The sequence below is a fragment of the Diaphorobacter aerolatus genome (assembly GCF_014489535.1).
In the GTDB taxonomy this organism is placed as follows: Bacteria; Pseudomonadota; Gammaproteobacteria; order Burkholderiales; family Burkholderiaceae_C; genus Diaphorobacter_A; species Diaphorobacter_A aerolatus.
Window position 1 is genome coordinate 1633833 of the sequence record NZ_CP060783.1, and the last position, 16882, is coordinate 1650714.

A 16882-nucleotide genomic window follows, 5' to 3' on the forward strand; every position below is an offset into this window, starting at 1 on the left:
ATCGGTCGTCCGCCGGGCGTTCACCGCCTGCTTCAAATACCATCGTGCCGGAATCGATTTGGGAGCCAGATATCGATTGCGGCATGCAACCTGAGTGGCATCCATGTCGACACCAACACACGCTAAAGTCCTGATCCTCGGTTCCGGCCCTGCCGGTTATACCGCTGCCATCTACGCAGCGCGCGCCAATCTGAAGCCCCTGCTTGTCACCGGCATGGCCCAGGGCGGTCAATTGATGACTACCACCGAGGTCGACAACTGGCCCGCCGACGTGATGGGCGTGCAAGGCCCTGAACTGATGCAGCGCTTTCTGGAGCACGCCGAGCGCTTTCAGACCAGCATCGTCTTCGACCACATCCACAAGGTCGATTTCAGCAAGCGCCCGTTCACCCTCGTTGGTGACACCCATACCTACACCTGCGACTCGCTGATCCTCGCCACCGGCGCATCGGCCAAGTACCTGGGCCTGCCCTCGGAAGAAGCCTTCATGGGCAAGGGCGTGTCCGCCTGCGCCACCTGCGACGGTTTCTTCTACCGCGAACAACCCGTCTGCGTGATCGGCGGCGGCAACACGGCCGTGGAAGAAGCGTTGTACCTGAGCAACATTGCCAGCAAGGTGACCCTGGTCCACCGCCGCGACAAGTTCAAGGCCGAGCCCATCCTCGTCGACAAGCTCATGGACAGGGTCAAGGAAGGCAAGATCGAACTCAAGACCCATTTCACGCTGGACGAGGTGCTGGGCGACAAGACCGGTGTGACCGGCATCCGCATCAAGAGCACCCAGACCGGCAACACGGAAGACATCCAGTTGCAGGGTTGCTTCATCGCCATCGGCCACTCGCCGAACACCGAAATCTTCAAGGGCCAGCTCGACATGGACGAAACTGGTTACCTGATCACGCAGGGCGGGCTCAAGGGGTTCGCGACCCAGACCAGCGTGCATGGCGTTTTTGCTGCGGGTGACGTGCAGGATCATGTGTATCGCCAGGCGATCACGAGCGCCGGAACCGGCTGCATGGCTGCGCTCGATGCGCAGCGATTTTTGGAGCAGGAAGAGTAGGTAGCTGTTGGCGCTTGAGCGCTGCCCTCTGCCGCAGGCGGGAGAGGGAGGGAGAAAGCCAGCACGAGCGCAGCGAAGTGCCGAACACGCCTCCCCGTATTCCACTGACTTGCGGCGGTTGTCCGAGCAAAGCGCGCCAGCGCGTAGCGAGTTCTGCCGCAGGTATTCAAAGCGCTTTTTGGGTGACTTTTTGGGCAAGACCAAAAAGTTACTGCGCCGCCGGGCGCACTCCCGGCCCCGGGAAGAAAACCATCGGCAGCAGAATTCAGGCTATAATCCTTGGCTTTGCTGAATATTCGACCGCATCACGCGGCCCGAGGACGGCAAACAAGGGTTACCGCCACCCATTCCAAACTGGCGAGGTGAGGTTGCCAGCACATCAGGTGCAGGCAACCGTGAAACTTATAGGTGTTGTCCTCATGGCACGCGTATGTGAAGTAACGGGCAAGAAGCCCATGGTGGGAAACAACGTTTCCCACGCCAACAACAAGACCAAGCGTCGTTTCCTCCCCAACCTGCAATACCGCCGTTTTTGGGTCGAGACCGAAAACCGTTGGGTGCGCCTGCGCGTCTCCAGCGCTGCTCTGCGCCTGATCGACAAGAACGGTATTGACTCCGTGCTCGCAGACATGCGCGCTCGTGGCCAAGCTTAATTCCCTAACCTAAAGGAGAAAAAATCATGGCTTCTAAAGGCGGACGCGAAAAGATCAAGCTGGAATCCACTGCGGGTACCGGCCACTTCTACACCACCACGAAGAACAAGAAGACAATGCCTGAAAAGATGTTGATCAGCAAGTTCGACCCCAAGGCTCGCAAGCACGTCGAGTACAAGGAAATCAAGCTGAAGTGATCATTTTCATTTCGGCCTGACCACAGGAAACCGCCCGCAGCATCAGAGGCTCAGGCGGTTTTTTTATGGCCGATCGATCGGGTTGCCCATATGACAACGCCGACATTGCCGAACTTCTAAAATGCTCGGTGACGCCTTCATGGAAGGCGTCCACGTTCTCAGGGCGGGGTGAAATTCCCCACCGGCGGTATCCGGTGCGATGGTTCTATGGGGCCATCAAGACATCGGCAGCCCGCGAGCGCCACAGTGGCACTTGCAGCAATGCAAGGGTCCGGTGGGTCAGCAGATCTGGTGAGATGCCAGAGCCGACGGTCACAGTCCGGATGAAAGAGAAACGTGAGGTCATATGCACTCGCGCTCGGGTGGGCTCGTCGTCCTGTGGACGGCGCCGCCGCCACGCATTGCGAGGGCATGTGGTTTCGCGCGCCCTGATTCATTCAACGCTTTGAACTGTAAAGAAGTCGAGAAAAGCAAATGAATCAGACTGATGTTCAACATCTCCCCCAGGCTGCCAGCACGCCGGCAGTACCTTCCCACACCCGCATCGCCGTCATCAGTGCCAACTGGCATGACGACATCGTGCATCAGGCACGCGATTCGGCGATCAAGCGACTCGTGGAGCTGGGCGCCACCGCCTCACACATCGAGACGTTCGAATTGCCCGGTGCGTTCGAGATTCCGCTGCTGGCCAAGAAGCTCGCGGATTCTGGACAGTTCGACGCGGTGATCGCCTGCGCGCTGATCGTCAACGGCGGCATCTACCGCCATGAGTTCGTGACCACGGCCGTGATCGATGGCCTCATGCGCGTCCAGCTCGACTCCGGCGTGCCGGTGTTCTCGGTGGCGCTCACGCCGCTCAACTTCCACGATCACGACGAGCACCGCGACTACTTCTTCCATCACTTCGTCAAAAAGGGCGAAGAAGCCGCGAACGCGTGCGCCCGCACGCTCGCCCAGCACGCGGCGGTCAACGAGAAGCTGCTTGTTGCAACTGCTGCCGCGGCAAGCGTCTGAGTTCCTGCGCGCGAACCAGCCCCGTGGGTGGGGCTTGGTTGCCGGCCGTTCCGTCTCTACGCGTGCGCGGCGCGCAGCCGCCTCGAAAAGTCCTGCAGCGTCTTGATGCCGCTGGCCTCGGCACGCTGGCACCAGGCCTGCAGATCGGCCGTGAGCTGTTCGCGCGACTGCGAGGTGTTCATCCACAACTGGCGCAGTTCCTCACGCATCGTGATCATCTTGTCGAGCACCGGATGTTCGGCGCGCGCCACCGCCAGCTTGCCGTGCCAGCGGGCTGGCACCTTGTCGCTGTCGCGGTGCAGCCAGCGCTTGGCAGCGCGCATGGCGCTCACATCGGCCTTGCGTGCCTTGAGTGATTCCAGTTCCTCGCGGCAGGCCCGGCGCACGCCGCGCGCATAGCGGGCCATGACCTCGTAGCGGTGGGCGATCACGGCCTCGAGCGTCTTCTCGTCGGCCACCGGCTTGACCTCGCCGAGCTGTAGCTTCGGCGGAACCTTCTTCACCTTGGCCCAGCCGATCTTCTGCATCGCGCTGATGTACAACCAGCCGATGTCGAACTCGTACTTCTTCACCGAAAACTTGGCCGAAGTCGGATAGGTGTGATGGTTGTTGTGCAGTTCTTCGCCGCCGATCACGATGCCCCAGGGCACGAGATTGGTCGATGCGTCCGCCGCCTCGAAATTGCGGTAGCCCCAGAAGTGCCCCACGCCGTTCACGACGCCTGCGGCCCAGAACGGAATCCACAGCATCTGCACGGCCCAGACCGTGAGGCCGATGCCGCCGAACAGCATTACGTTGAGGATCAGCATCAGGCCCACGCCCTGCCAGGCAAAGCGTGAATAAACATTGCGCTCGACCCAGTCATCGGGCGTGCCATGACCGAATTTTTTGAGCGTCTCGGCGTTTTTTGCCTCGGCGCGGTACAGCTCGGCGCCTCGCCACATGACGGTGTTCAGGCCACGCGTCTGCGGGCTGTGCGGATCGTCCTCGGTCTCGCACCTGGCGTGGTGCTTGCGGTGGATCGACACCCATTCCTTTGTCTGCATGCCCGTGCCCAGCCACAGCCAGAAGCGGAAGAAATGCGAGGGAACAGCGCCCAGATCGAGCGAACGATGCGCCTGCGAGCGATGCAGAAAAATCGTCACCGCCGCAATCGTGATGTGCGTGGTAGCAAGCGTGTAGAGAGCGATCTGCCACCAGGACAGGTCCCATGCACCATGGGCCAGCCAGTCGATGACAGCGTTCAGCACAGGCCAGTCGGGTAACAACATAGATAGTCAGCCCTGAAAAATCCGTCAAACCGAAAAATCGCGGCACCGTTCCGTCGCGCATGGGACGCGCAGGCTCCATCGGCAACCTGCCCGCCCCTCATAGACGCCGATAACCGCTGAGGGTTCCTCAAACGGCGCAACTTTGCGGCAGATTTACCTTGGTGCCAACGGGCGCGGGCGGTACTTCCTACTTGCGCGTCCAGACGGCGGCGAAAAAACCATCCGTCTGGTGCGTGTGCGGCCAAAGCCTTAGGTAGCGTGTGTGGCTTTCGCCGCCGCTGCAAAGCGTGTCGGCGGACGCCACCTTGAGCTGCGTGAGCAATTCGCCCGCGTCCTGCACCACGAAGTCGGGATGCGCGGCAGTGAACGCTTCGGCAATCGCCTCGTTTTCCTGTGGAAGCAGGCTGCAGGTCGCATAGATCAGCCGACCGCCGGACTTGAGCAGCCGCGCCGCGCTCGTGAGAATCGCGGTCTGTTTTTGCGCGAGTTCCACCAGCGCTTCGGGCGACTGACGCCATTTGAGATCGGGATTGCGGCGCACGGTGCCCAGTCCCGAGCATGGCGCATCGACCAGCACGCGGTCGATCTTGCCCGCGAGCCGCTTGATGCGTTCATCGCGCTCATGCGCCAGCGCCGCCGGATGCACGTTCGAGAGGCCCGAACGCGCCAGACGTGGCTTGAGCGCTTCCAGGCGATGGGCGGACACGTCAAACGCATAAAGGCGCCCCGTGCTGCGCATCGACGCGCCAATCGCAAGCGTCTTGCCGCCCGCTCCGGCGCAAAAATCAACCACCATCTCGCCGCGCTTGGCATCGAGCAGCAGCGCGAGCAGTTGCGAGCCCTCGTCCTGCACCTCGATCGCGCCGCGCGTGAACGCATCGAGCTTGCTGAGTGGCGGCTTGCCGTCGATACGCAGACCGAGCGGCGAGTACGGCGTGGCCACTGCCTTGATGCCGGACTTGGCGAGCTCCTTCTGCACCGGGTCGCGCTTGTCCTTGAGTGCATTCACACGCAGATCGAGCGGTGCGGGCTGCGCCATGCTGTCAGCAAGCGCCCAAAAACCTTCTTCGCTCAACTGTGCCTTCAGGGGCTCTACCAGCCATTCCGGCAGATTGTGGCGATGGTGCGCCATCAACTCCTCTGGCTTGATGCTGTCGCAGTCATCGAGCCACTTGATTTCCTGGTCGGAGAGCGCGCTTTTCAAATAATCGTGCGCGCCGTGAAAGCCGAGGATCGCGAGGCGGCGCTCGCGCGGGCCGCTGCCGGAGCGCGCCAACTGCTCGAACAGCAGCTTCTTGCGCAGCACGGCGTAGGTGGTTTCGGCCAACGTCGCGCGCTCGCGCGGGCCGAGGTTGCGGTGATCGCGAAAAAAACGGGAGACCACGGCATCGGCCGGGTGTTCAAAAGTGAGAACCTGCCTGATCAGCTCGGCGCAGGCATCCAGAAGGGCTTTGGGGTGCATCCCGTGATTGTCCCATCTTGCGCAAATCCCTTGGGATCCCCTGCACGAATCGACCGGCGCATTGTGAGCGCGGATCGTCTTTTTGCCATCAGCCGCGCACGAACACCGGCTCACCGGCGAACAAGGCCCACTGCTCCTTGCTGCCTGCCACCTCGGTCGGCACCACGATCATCATGCCCGGCAGCCCGATGCGTTGCTCAAGCTCCGCGCACCACTGGCGCTGAACGGCATCCTCGTTGCGAGTCAGGGTCACCAGCACGACGTAGACCTTGCGATCCGGCAGGCTGGCAAGCCTGCGTCGAACGACCCAGCCTTGCCGCACCGGCAGCATGCGCTGCATTTCCGCCTGCAGCTCGGCCAGCTCAAACGCCGTGAGGTCATGGCGCATCGCCGAATCCATCAGGCCGCTGCGGTTCAGTTCCTGCACCACCTCGGCCTCGGTGTTCTCGCCCTCGCGGCGCCGCTCGCGCCAGAGTTTCAGCGCCTGCTCCTGAAATTCGCGGCCTTCGCGCGGCGTATCCAGTTCACCGACCGCCATGCGAGCCGCCCAAAGGCGGTGCGTTGGATGGTTGCTCCAGAGACGGTCCAAGTACTGAATCGCGCGCTCCGGATCGCTCTGCATGAGACATTGCACCATGCCGATGAGCGCATCGGCATTCACCGGATCGCGATCAAGCGCCTGCTGGTAGAGCCCGTTCGCCGCACTGGAGGCGGGATTCAGGCGGCGGATCAGATCGGCCGCCTCGACCTGCTCGGCCACGCTGCGGCTCGGGCCGCCGGATTGCAGCTCCATCACGCGGGCACGCGCACGTTGAAGGCGCGCGTGGTGGCGTTTCCATTCGTCGGCGTTCTCCTTGCACCAGGCGCGGTCGAAATGATCGACCCAATGCGCCGCCGCCTTGCCGAGCAGCGACAGCGCGCCCTGCTGGGACCATTGCTGCGGCAGGCTGGCCCGGTCGCCGCCGAGCGCCTTGACACGCTCGCGCAGAACCGGATGCGTATCGTCCACGCTCGAGAGTTGCTGCATCGCCCTGCGCAGGGTTTCCTTGGCGAATACGGGTTCCGGTGCCTCAACGAGGATGCGCTGCATCGCCCGAAACGGTCCGAGCGGCAGCGGCTCGCGCGCCGCCTGCGCCCAGTGCAGCTCCCAGAATCGTGTATTCAGCCAGGCGCTCTTGATCTGCGTTTCCACCAGCGATGCGCCCGCCTCCTCGCGCCCCAGCAGCTTCGCAGCGATGCGGTCGGCCTCGTATTCGTCCTGCCTGGCCATCGCAAACGTGCGTGCGACAAACCGCGGCGAATACCAGCGCAGAAACGCCTGCGTGGTCACGGCGAACGGGCTCGCCGAGTCTTCCATGCTGTCGTAGAGACGACTCCAGCTCATGCGCGTGCGGTACACCCAGGAACTGAGCTTGCCATGGTCGCCGCGCAGGTGACCGTATTCATGCGCCAGCACGGCGAGCATGCGGCGCTTGTCCAGCGCCATCAGTATCGGCAGGCCGATGATCAACTCATTGCGCGCCCCGCCGAACACGCCCAGCGTGGCACCTGCCGCACGCTGGCGTTGAATTCGTCATTGAGATACACCTCGTGAATCGGTGGGCCCTTGATCTTGTGCTGAATCCGCTCAAGCGCCTTGAACAGCTCGGGCGCTTCGTCACGCGAGATGCGCTCGCCCTCGGGCGGCTCGATCCTTACCCACAGCGCCTGCAGGCTGACCCAGAGCAGGCCGAAACCGGTCAGCGTCATCATCACCCAGGCAAAGCGAAAGCGGCCGCTGATCAATTGCGGCAGACAAAAGGCGAGAATGCCGATGGCGAGCGCGGCGCAGCCCACCACCCACAGATAGCCCAGCGCGGCAAACCAGACGACCCGGCGACGGTAGGCGCGGCTATCCTCGGCGCACTGCTGTTCGCTGCGGCGCGCCAGATGCACAAAATCGGCGTATTCCATCTCCCGCAATCTCCTCTTTTAATGCGTATTCTTTTTGCATGGTAACCATGTCTTCAGACCATCTTCCCCATTGATCGTGACCTCGCCCGGCCTGTACCGCCACTACAAGGGAAATCTCTACGAGGTGCTTGACACCGTGCGCCACAGCGAAACGCTGGAGCCGATGACGCTCTACCGCGCGCTTTACGGCGAGCGTGGGCTCTGGGTGCGCCCCGCCGCCATGTTCGGCGAGAGCGTCGTCATCGACGGCATCGCCCAGCCGCGGTTTCGCAGACTACCGCAAAGCGAGCAAAAGAGCCACGAGGACGCGACCCGCTGACTTCAGCGGCGGACCAGCCCCAGCACGGCACGCGGATAGATCACATGCTCCTGCGTGAGCACGCGAGCCGCCAGCGTGGCGGCGGTGTCGCCCGGCAGCACGGGCACCACGGCCTGCTCGAGAATCGGGCCGACATCGAGTTCTGCGGTCACGCGATGCACCGTGCAGCCGGCGAACTTGCAGCCCTCGTCGATGGCGCGCTGGTGCGTATGCAAACCGGGAAACGCGGGCAGCAGCGATGGATGAATGTTCACCATGCGTCCCTCGAAGTGCTGCACGAACCCCGGCGTGAGGATGCGCATGAACCCCGCGAGCACGATCAGCGCCGGATCGTGGCGGTCGATGACCTTCGCAAGCTCCGCGTCGAATTCCTCGCGCGAGGCAAACTGCTTGTGATCGAGCACCTCGGTGGCAATGCCGTTGTCTTTCGCGAAACCCAGACCACCGGCGCTGGCTTTGTTGCTCACGACCGCCGCAACCCGTGCACCATGGCGGCCAATCCAGTCCTGCTGCTGGGATGCACGCACAATGGCAGCCATGTTGGAGCCACCGCCCGAGATGAGGATCACGATGTTTTTCATGGGCGGCGATTGTCTCACCGAAGCCATCGGGCTTCGCGGCAATCGGGATTTTTGAATTGACCACCACGAGACGCACCATGCCCTTCGATCCCCAATCCGCCCCGCTCTCCGCCGACGAGGCCCGCGTGCTTGCCACGCTGGTCGAGAAGTCGCGCACCGTACCGGACAGCTACCCGCTCACGCTCAACTCGCTGGCCTCGGGCTGCAATCAGAAGACCAGTCGCGAGCCGGTCATGCAGCTCAGCGACGGTCAGATCCAGGAAGCGCTCGACGATCTGCGCCGCCGTTCGCTGGTCACCGAAATCGGCGGCGCGCGCACCTCGCGCTGGGAACACAATTTTCCGCGCGGCGTGGGCGTGCCCGATCAGTCGGCCGCGCTGTTGTGCCTGCTGATGTTGCGGGGCCCGCAGACGGCGGGCGAACTGCGCATCAATTCCGAGCGCTGGCACCGATTCGCGGACATCTCCTCGGTCGAGGCGTTTCTCGATGAGCTGCAATCGCGTAGCGAAGAAAAGGGCGGGCCGCTGGTCATTTTGCTGCCACGCGCGCACGGCGCTCGCGAGCCGCGCTGGGCGCATCTGCTGTGCGGCCCGGTGGATGCAAGCGCACTTGCTGCCGCGAGCGCATCGGCGTCCACCACGACCGCAGCGCAGGCAGACCCGGCCCTGTCCGAGCGCGTCACGGCGCTCGAAGGCGAAGTGGCCGCGCTGCGCGTGGCGCTCGCGCAGGTTTGCGAGCAGCTCGGTATCGACATCGAATCGAAGCCTGCAGAGAATTGAATCGTCATTGTCCCGGCCAGGACAGTCGTCAAAAGCACGTGCGTGCTACAAAGCCGCTGGAACACGGGAGCCCTTTCCCCCGATTGAAGGAGACACAAAATGGATTTGGCGTTCACGCCCGAAGAGCTGGCGTTTCGCGACGAGGTTCGCGAGTGGGTAGCGGCCCATCTGCCCAAGACGATTTCCGACAAGGTCCACAGCGCCCAGCGCCTGACCCGCGACGACATGCAGGGCTGGGCGAAGACGCTGGGCAAGAAAGGCTGGCTCGGCTATGGCTGGCCGGAGCAGTTTGGCGGCCCGGGCTGGAACGCCATTCAGAGGCATTTGTTCGAAGAGGAATGCGCGATGGCCGGTGCGCCGCGCATCGTTCCCTTCGGCCCGGTGATGGTCGCGCCGGTGATCATGGCCTTTGGCTCGCCCGAGCAGCAAAAGCGCTTTCTGCCCGGCATCGCGAGCGGTGAGGTCTGGTGGAGCCAGGGCTACAGCGAGCCGGGTTCGGGCTCGGATCTCGCGAGCGTGAAAACCCGTGCCGAGCGCGTGGGTGACAAATACATCGTCAACGGCCAGAAGACCTGGACCACGCTCGGCCAGTACGGCGACTGGATGTTCAACCTCGTGCGCACCAGCACCGAAGGCAAGCCGCAGACCGGCATCAGCTTTTTGCTGCTCGACATGAAGTCGCCCGGCGTGACCGTGCGACCGATCAAGCTGCTGGACGGCGAATGCGAGGTCAATGAGGTGTTCTTCGACAACGTCGAAGTCCCTGCCGACCAGCTCATCGGCGAAGAGAACAAGGGCTGGACCTATGCCAAATACCTGCTCGCCACGAACGCACCAACATCGCCGACGTCAACCGCGCCAAGCGCGAACTCGAGCGCGTCAAGCGCCTCGCGCAGCAAAACGGCGTGTGGAACGACATGCGCTTTCGCGACCAGATCGCGTTGCTGGAAGTGGACGTCGTCGCGCTCGAGATGATGGTGCTGCGCGTGCTGTCCGCAGAGACTTCGGGCAAGAAGTCGCTTGACGTGGCGGGCCTGCTCAAGATTCGCGGCAGCGAAATCCAGCAGCGCTACACCGAACTCATGATGCTCGCCGCAGGCCCGTTCAGCCTGCCCTTCATCGAAGAAGCCATGGATGCGGGCTGGAACGGCAGCTTTCCCGGCGGCAATGTGCTCAATGCACCGCTTGCTGCCAACTATTTCAACATGCGCAAGACGACCATCTACGGCGGCTCCAACGAGGTGCAGCGCAACATCGTGGCGCAGACGGTGCTCGGCTGAAAAAAGGGAGACAACCACATGGATTTCGATTTCACAGAAGACCAGCAATCGCTGCGCGACGCGGTCGCCCGCTGGGTGGACAAGGGCTACAGCTTCGAGCGCCGCCGCGCCATCGTGAATGCGGGCGGCTTTGATCGCACCGCCTACGGCGAACTCGCCGAACTCGGCCTCACTGCGCTGACCGTGCCCGAGGACGACGGTGGCATGGGTCTCGGTGCCGTGGACGCCATGATCGTCATGGAGGAACTGGGCCGAGGCATCGTGCTAGAGCCGCTCACCCAGACGCTCGTGGTCAGCAACGTGCTCAGGCAGTTCGCCCCCGAAGCCGTCAGGCAGCAATGGCTGCCGCGCATGGCGAGCGGCGAGGCCCTCGTGGTGCTGGCGCAGCAGGAAGTGCCATCACGCTATCGTCCCGACCTGTGCGAGGCCACGGCCGCCAAGGCAGACAACGCCTACACCGTCAACGCCACCAAGAACGTCGTGCCGGCTGGCGACAAGGCCGACGCGTGGCTCGTGTCCGCGAGGCTCGACGGCGTCGTCGCGCTGTTTCTGGTCGAGCGCAACGCCCAGGGTGCGAGCAGCAACGGGTATCTGACACAGGACGGAAGCCGCGCGGCCGATGTCTTCTTGCAGCATACGCCCGCCACGCTGGTCACCACCGAAGGCATTGCCGCGCTGGAACTCGCCATGGACACCGGCATCGCCGCCAGCAGCGCCTACGCCGTCGGCGCGATGGAAAAAACGCTGGCGGTCACGGCCGAGTACATGAATCAGCGCAAGCAGTTCGGCGTGGCAATCGCCACCTTCCAAGCCCTGCGCCACCGCATTGCCGATATGAAGATGCAGCTCGAACTCGCGCGTTCGATGAGCTATTTCGCCAGCCTCAAGCTCGGCGAAGAACCCGGGGCCCGCCGCCGTGCGCTCTCGCAGGCCAAGGTTCAGCTCGGACAGTCGATGCGCTTTGTCGGCCAGCAGGCGGTGCAACTGCATGGTGGCATCGGCGTGACGGACGAATACATCGTGAGCCACTACTTCAAGACGCTGACGCAACTGGAGATGAGCTTTGGTGACACGCTGTATCACCTGGGACAGGTCTCCGACCGCATGAAGGAGACGGCCGGCGTGTTCGGCTGACACGTGGGGCCGCATGGCGAACCCGGAAGCCTTGCCCGCAAGTCGCGCGCAAGGCTTTTTTCATTCTGATGCACTCGCTGCGCCCACCTATGCCCTGACCCATCGCAATCATCGTTCGATATACGATAATGAAGGGTTAAGCATCCTCAAGTGCCGGACGACCGGCCCCGCCGCCCTGTGGGCGACCTTTTGCCCGCTGAGCCAGCGTTGATCTGGCCATATGAAGTTTTATGAGCGCTACTGCCACATCCTACGATCCCATTCGCACGCTGCTGGAAACCGCAACCCAGCAGATTGAACGGAACGAGCTGCGCGAAGCTGCGCTGACGTTGAACGAGTGCCAGCGCCTCTGGCCCAACGATGCCCGCGTGTTCATGCTCGCAGGCCTGATGGCCGAGCGTTCGGGCAATATCCCGGCCGCCTTCGACGCGCTGCGCCGCTGCGTGGCCGCCGATCCGAACTGGACCCCTGGCGAACTGCAACTGGCGCTGCTGTATTCGCGCCGTGGCATGTACGACAAGGCCATCAAGCATGCCGAACGGCTGGCCAGACGCGAGCCCAACAATGCGCTGGTGCTCGCGCATCTGGTGGATTTCGCGCACGAGGCAGGCAATACGGAACTGGCGATTCGCGAGCTGCGTCGTGGCCTCGAATACATGCCGCGCGACGCGCAACTGCGCCGCGTGCTCGCCAACGATCTGCAAGTCACCGGCCAGCGCGCCGAGGCCGTGGAGGTCTGGGGCAGTCTGATCGCCGACAATCCCAAGGACGAGATGGCGCTGCTTGGCCGTGCCACCACGCTCATCGAAGCGGGCAAGCCGTCGGCTGCCACGAGCGACACCACCAAGCTGCTCGAGCTTTCGCCCGGCAATTCGATCTACGCATACTTCAACGCCATTGCCCATGGCCTGACGCCCGATCACCAGCCGCCCGAACTCAACCGCATGCTGTTCGACACCCTGGCCAGCAGCTACGACCAGCGCGTGGTGCGCGGTTTGCACTACCAGTTGCCCAAGATCGTTGCCGAGAAGATCGTCGCGCGCTTTCCGACCAAGTCGCTGAGCATTCTCGATCTCGGATGCGGCACGGGCCTGCTCGGCGCATGTCTGGGCCGCATCGACGGCTTCCTGATCGGCGTGGACATCTCCACCAAGATGATCGAGCAGGCCGCGCGCCATGAGGTCTACGACCGCTTTCACACGGTCAACATGCTCGACGCGCTGCGCGAGACCCCCGGCGAGATCTACGAAGTCATCACGGCACTCGATGTGTTCATCTACACGGGCGACCTGAAGGCCACCGTGCCCGATGCGCACCGCATCCTGCTGCCCGCAGGCGACCTGTACTTTTCGTGCGAGACAGCGCCCGAAGACGGCCCCGACTTCGTGCTGCAATCGACGGGCCGCTATGCCCACAAGCGCAGCTACGTGCAGGCGCTGTGCAAGCAGGTCGGCTTTGAAGACGTGCAGATCGAAGACATGGTGCTGCGCAACGAAGGCGACGAGCCGGTCAACGGCTTCCTCGTGACGGCCCGCAAGGCCGCCTGATCGGCACACTGCCGCTCAAGGCAAATAATGGCAACGGCGCGTGTGACCCACGCGCCGTTTTTTCCTTGTGCGGGCAGGCGCGTACCGCATCACACGCCCAGCAATTGCGCCAGACGCTCGGGCTGGGCGCGCAACTCCGCCGAATCGCTTGTCAGCACGAGGCGCCCTTTTTCCATCACCACCGCGCGGTCGGTATGCGCAAGCACCTTGCGGTAGTCGCGATCCACGATCAGCGTGGAGATGCCGGTGCTTCGGATTTCCGCGATCACGCGCCAGATGTCGGCGACGACCAGCGGTGCGAGGCCTTCCGTGGCCTCGTCCAGAATCATCAGTCGCGGGTTGGTCATGAGCGCACGGCCAATCGACACCATCTGCTGCTCGCCGCCGGAGAGCTGGTTGCCGCCGTTGTTCCAGCGCTCCTTCAAGCGTGGAAAGATATCGAGCACGCGTTCATAGGTCCAGCGCCGCTCGCCATCGAGCCCGCGCGCGCGCTCATCACCAGGTTCTCCTTCACCGTGAGATTCGGGAACACGCCGCGTCCCTCGGGCACGTAGCCTATGCCCAGGCGCGCCATGCGTTCGGGCGGCGCGCCCGTCACGTTCCGGCCATCGCAGAACACCGACCCCGCGCGCGGCGTCACATAGCCCATGAGCGTGCGGATCAGCGTGCTCTTTCCCATGCCGTTGCGCCCAAGCAGCCCCACAGCCTGGCCGCGCGGAAGTCGCAGGCTCACCCCGTGCAGGATGTGGCTGTCGCCGTAATAGGTGTGCAGTTCTTCGATCTGGAACATGCCGTTCTCTGGAGCAGCAGGCTCCGCATCGGCCAAGGCTCCAGCCATGCGTTCAGCCATGTGCTTGCTCCTCTCCGAGATAGGCGGTGCGCACGACGGGATCGATGCGGATTTCGTCGGGCGTACCGCTTGCCACCACGCTGCCGTTGACCATCACCGTGATGCGGTCCGCGATGCGAAAGACCGCGTCCATGTCGTGCTCAACCAGCAACACGGCGTGGCCGGCCTTCAACTCCTGCAGCAGTCCGAGCATGCGTTCGGTTTCTTCCGCGCCCATGCCGGCCAGCGGCTCGTCGAGCAGCAGCACCTGCGGCCCGGTCGCCAGACACATCGCCACTTCCAGTTGCCGCTTTGCGCCGTGACTCAGGCTGCCCGCCTGCGCGTTCAGGTGCGGCGTGAGCCCGGCACGCGCGAGCGCCGCATGGGCGCGCTCGTTGCTCAACGTGCAATTGCGCGATGCCTGCCAGAAGTACCAGGGCCGGGGATGGGCCTGGGCCTGGGCGGTGAGGCGGCAGTTTTCGAGCACGCTGAACTCCGGAAAAATCGTCGTGCGCTGGTAGCTGCGGCCAATGCCTGCGCGAGCCCTTCGCGGCTGCGGCATCTGCGTGACGTCGATGCCATCGAGCGCAATCGTTCCGCTGCTCGCGGCGATCTCTCCCGAGAGCATGTTGATGAGCGTGGACTTGCCCGCGCCATTGGTGCCGATCACCGCATGGACCTCGCCCACCTTGAGTTCCAGATCCACGTTGTTGACCGCGATGAGGCCGCCGAACCGGCGCGTGAGTCCACGCACGCAAAGCTTGGCTCCGGTATTGGCCTCAGCCATGATCGGCTCCTTGTGCCGGGCGGGCGCGCGGCGTCTTTTTGCGCAGCAACTGGTCACCGAGGCCCATCACACCCCTGGGCAGCAACGCGACCAGCACGATGATCGACATGCCCAACGTGATCTGCCAGTGGTCGGCGAGATTGCCCACGATGGCATGCGTGCTCAGCAACTCCTTGAGCAGCACAAAGGTCACGGTGCCGATCACCGCGCCGCGCAGCGAACCGATGCCCCCAGGATCACCATCAGCAGCACCTCGCCCGAGTGATGCCAGGCGAGCAATTCGGGATTGACCACACCGTCGCGCGCCGCCAGCAGAAAGCCCGCAACGCCTGCGAGCATGCCGGCGATCACGAACGCCGCGAGCTTGTACCAGTAAGTCGCAAAACCGGCCGCGCGCATGCGCTGCTCGTTGACGCGGATGCCCGCAAGCGCCGCACCGAAACGCGATCGCGCGAGCATGGCCAGCAGCAGATACACCAGCACCAGCGCGCCAGCACCACGTAGTACTGCGTCGTGCTGTTTTCCATGTCGAGCGGCCCGACCGCAGGGCGCACCATCAGATAGATGCCATCACTGCCGCCTCCGACCGCCGTGTCGTGAAAGACAAAATAGGCGAGTTGCGCAAACGCCAGCGTCACCATGATGAAGTAGATGCCCCTGGTACGCAGGCTGAACGCCCCGATGAACAGCGCACACAGCCCGCTCGCAGCCATCGCCGCGATCCACAGCACCACGAAGTTGCCGCCTTCCTGGGGCGACGCGAGCACCGTTGCGTAGGCGCCGATGCCGAGAAACGCGGCATGGCCGAGGCTCACGAGCCCCGTGCCCCAACGAGCAATTGCAGGCTGAGCGCGAAGATCGAGAGAATCATGATCTTCACGACCAGATCGAGCAGATACGCAGACCACGCGGGAGCGAGCAGCGCCAGCGCCATCGCGCAGGTCAGGGGCAGCGCGGCCCGTGCCCAATCACCGGTCTGCGCGGGTTGGCCGGGCAGGCTTCTGGACGTGACCAGCGGCGCTTCGGCATACGCCTCGGCCTTGTCCAGTGCGGGTGTGGAACTCTTGCTAAAAGACATGGCTCAGCTCCTCCTGCCCATCAGGCCCTCGGGCCGCCACACCAGAATGATGGCCATGAGCAGATAGATGCTCATGCCGCTGAGTTCCTGGAAGAACACCTTGCCGAAGGTGTCGACAAAGCCCACGAGCAGGGATGCGACCAGCGCACCGGTGATCGAACCGATGCCGCCGATCACCACCACGACGAAGCAGATGATCAGCACGCCAGAACCCATGTTCGGATAGACCGACGCCATGGGCGCGGAGATCATTCCGGCCAGCGCCGCGAGTGCGACTCCCAGAGCGAACACGATGCGGTACAGCCGCTTGATGTCGATGCCCAGGCCGCGCACCATGTCGCGATTGCTGGCACCGGCCCGCACCATCATGCCGAGCCGCGTGCGATGGACCATCCAGTACATCGCAAACGCCACGAACAGACAGGTCATGGCCGCAAACACCCGATACCACGGATAGCTCATCATGCCGAGCAGCGAAAAGCTGCCTGCAAGCCATCCGGGCGGCTCAACGCCGTGCACGTCGTTGCCGGCCAGAATCGCGCGCAGTTCCTCGAACACGAGGATCAGCCCGAACGTCATCAGCACCTGCTGCAAGTGGTCGCGCTCATACAGGAAACTGAAGAACGCCCACTCGAGCAAATATCCAAGCACCACCGCGAGCAGCACGCCGACCAGCAGCATGGTGATGAAGTGCTGGCCCAGGTACGGCGCGAGCGCAAACGCCATGTAGGCGCCGATCATGTAGAAGCTGCCGTGCGCCAGGTTGATCACGCCCATGATCCCGAAGATCAGCGTGAGCCCCGAAGACAGCAGGAACAGCAGCAGCCCGTACTGAACCGAGTTCAGGCACTGCACCAGAAAAGTCGCAAGATCCACGGCAGCCCAAGTCAGTTGTCGTGTCGATGAAAAGGTGGGAAGTTGGACGGGCGAAGCGAGAG

General features: G+C 63.4%; 15 protein-coding genes, 3 pseudogenes and 1 riboswitch. Of the genes and pseudogenes, 9 read left to right on the forward strand and 9 right to left on the reverse strand.

The window, feature by feature from the left end; translation table 11 throughout:
• Window positions 1-103: 103 nt before the first annotated feature.
• From trxB to H9K75_RS07655, 4 genes are all read left to right on the forward strand, one after another.
• Window positions 104-1060, forward strand: coding sequence for a thioredoxin-disulfide reductase (gene trxB, locus H9K75_RS07640; RefSeq protein WP_187725320.1), 957 nt, complete (start codon window positions 104-106; stop codon window positions 1058-1060).
• Between the two features lie 419 nt (window positions 1061-1479).
• Window positions 1480-1713 (forward strand): 50S ribosomal protein L28, encoded by a 234-nt coding sequence (gene rpmB / locus H9K75_RS07645; protein ID WP_066539714.1) that lies wholly within the window; start codon window positions 1480-1482, stop codon window positions 1711-1713.
• A gap of 26 nt (window positions 1714-1739) precedes the next feature.
• Window positions 1740-1910, forward strand: coding sequence for a 50S ribosomal protein L33 (gene rpmG, locus H9K75_RS07650; RefSeq protein ID WP_166067304.1), 171 nt, complete (start codon window positions 1740-1742; stop codon window positions 1908-1910).
• Between the two features lie 150 nt (window positions 1911-2060).
• Window positions 2061-2250: riboswitch (FMN riboswitch) on the forward strand.
• 134 nt (window positions 2251-2384) lie between these two features.
• Window positions 2385-2924 carry a 6,7-dimethyl-8-ribityllumazine synthase gene (locus tag H9K75_RS07655; RefSeq protein ID WP_187725321.1) on the forward strand — a complete coding sequence of 180 codons (540 nt, stop codon included), beginning with the start codon at window positions 2385-2387 and terminating at the stop codon, window positions 2922-2924.
• Window positions 2925-2980: 56 nt separating this feature from the next.
• On the opposite strand, the gene H9K75_RS07660 is transcribed toward H9K75_RS07655, so the two are convergent.
• From H9K75_RS07660 to H9K75_RS07675, 4 genes are all read right to left on the reverse strand, one after another.
• Complete coding sequence (locus H9K75_RS07660) at window positions 2981-4195, reverse strand: DesA family fatty acid desaturase (protein WP_187725322.1); 1215 nt, start codon at window positions 4193-4195, stop codon at window positions 2981-2983.
• A 187-nt stretch (window positions 4196-4382) separates the two neighbouring features.
• Complete coding sequence (locus tag H9K75_RS07665; RefSeq protein ID WP_187725323.1) at window positions 4383-5657, reverse strand: RsmB/NOP family class I SAM-dependent RNA methyltransferase; 1275 nt, start codon at window positions 5655-5657, stop codon at window positions 4383-4385.
• Window positions 5658-5745: 88 nt separating this feature from the next.
• Window positions 5746-7191 (reverse strand): M48 family metalloprotease, encoded by a 1446-nt coding sequence (locus H9K75_RS07670; RefSeq protein ID WP_187725324.1) that lies wholly within the window; start codon window positions 7189-7191, stop codon window positions 5746-5748.
• Window positions 7164-7610 carry a M48 family metalloprotease gene (locus tag H9K75_RS07675; RefSeq protein WP_187725325.1) on the reverse strand — a complete coding sequence of 149 codons (447 nt, stop codon included), beginning with the start codon at window positions 7608-7610 and terminating at the stop codon, window positions 7164-7166. Before H9K75_RS07675 ends, H9K75_RS07670 begins: the two co-directional genes overlap by 28 nt.
• 70 nt (window positions 7611-7680) lie before the next feature.
• Here H9K75_RS07675 and H9K75_RS07680 point away from each other — a divergent pair, with 70 nt between their 5' ends.
• Window positions 7681-7929 carry a DUF1653 domain-containing protein gene (locus H9K75_RS07680; RefSeq protein ID WP_187725326.1) on the forward strand — a complete coding sequence of 83 codons (249 nt, stop codon included), beginning with the start codon at window positions 7681-7683 and terminating at the stop codon, window positions 7927-7929.
• A 2-nt stretch (window positions 7930-7931) separates the two neighbouring features.
• Here the strand turns inward: H9K75_RS07680 and purN are convergent, their stop codons facing one another.
• Complete coding sequence (gene purN, locus H9K75_RS07685; RefSeq protein WP_187725327.1) at window positions 7932-8510, reverse strand: phosphoribosylglycinamide formyltransferase; 579 nt, start codon at window positions 8508-8510, stop codon at window positions 7932-7934.
• A gap of 77 nt (window positions 8511-8587) precedes the next feature.
• Here purN and H9K75_RS07690 point away from each other — a divergent pair, with 77 nt between their 5' ends.
• From H9K75_RS07690 to H9K75_RS07705, 4 genes and pseudogenes are all read left to right on the forward strand, one after another.
• Window positions 8588-9289, forward strand: a complete 702-nt coding sequence (locus tag H9K75_RS07690) for a YceH family protein (RefSeq protein WP_187725328.1) — start codon at window positions 8588-8590, stop codon at window positions 9287-9289.
• Between the two features lie 99 nt (window positions 9290-9388).
• Window positions 9389-10569: pseudogene (locus H9K75_RS07695) on the forward strand (acyl-CoA dehydrogenase family protein).
• Between the two features lie 18 nt (window positions 10570-10587).
• Window positions 10588-11703, forward strand: coding sequence for an acyl-CoA dehydrogenase family protein (locus tag H9K75_RS07700; protein ID WP_187725329.1), 1116 nt, complete (start codon window positions 10588-10590; stop codon window positions 11701-11703).
• Between the two features lie 230 nt (window positions 11704-11933).
• Entirely contained in the window at window positions 11934-13250 is a 1317-nt protein-coding gene (locus H9K75_RS07705; RefSeq protein WP_187725330.1) for a tetratricopeptide repeat protein, read from the forward strand.
• Between the two features lie 89 nt (window positions 13251-13339).
• Here H9K75_RS07705 and H9K75_RS07710 read toward each other — a convergent pair.
• The 4 genes and pseudogenes from H9K75_RS07710 to H9K75_RS07725 form a co-directional block, all read right to left on the reverse strand.
• Window positions 13340-14040: pseudogene (locus H9K75_RS07710) on the reverse strand (ABC transporter ATP-binding protein).
• Between the two features lie 52 nt (window positions 14041-14092).
• Complete coding sequence (locus H9K75_RS07715) at window positions 14093-14866, reverse strand: ABC transporter ATP-binding protein (protein WP_187725331.1); 774 nt, start codon at window positions 14864-14866, stop codon at window positions 14093-14095.
• Window positions 14859-15800 (reverse strand): annotated as a pseudogene (locus H9K75_RS07720) (branched-chain amino acid ABC transporter permease). Before H9K75_RS07720 ends, H9K75_RS07715 begins: the two are co-directional and overlap by 8 nt.
• Before the next feature lie 147 nt (window positions 15801-15947).
• A complete protein-coding gene (locus tag H9K75_RS07725) occupies window positions 15948-16820 on the reverse strand; it encodes a branched-chain amino acid ABC transporter permease (protein ID WP_187725332.1) in 873 nt (290 codons plus the stop codon).
• Window positions 16821-16882 lie beyond the last annotated feature (62 nt).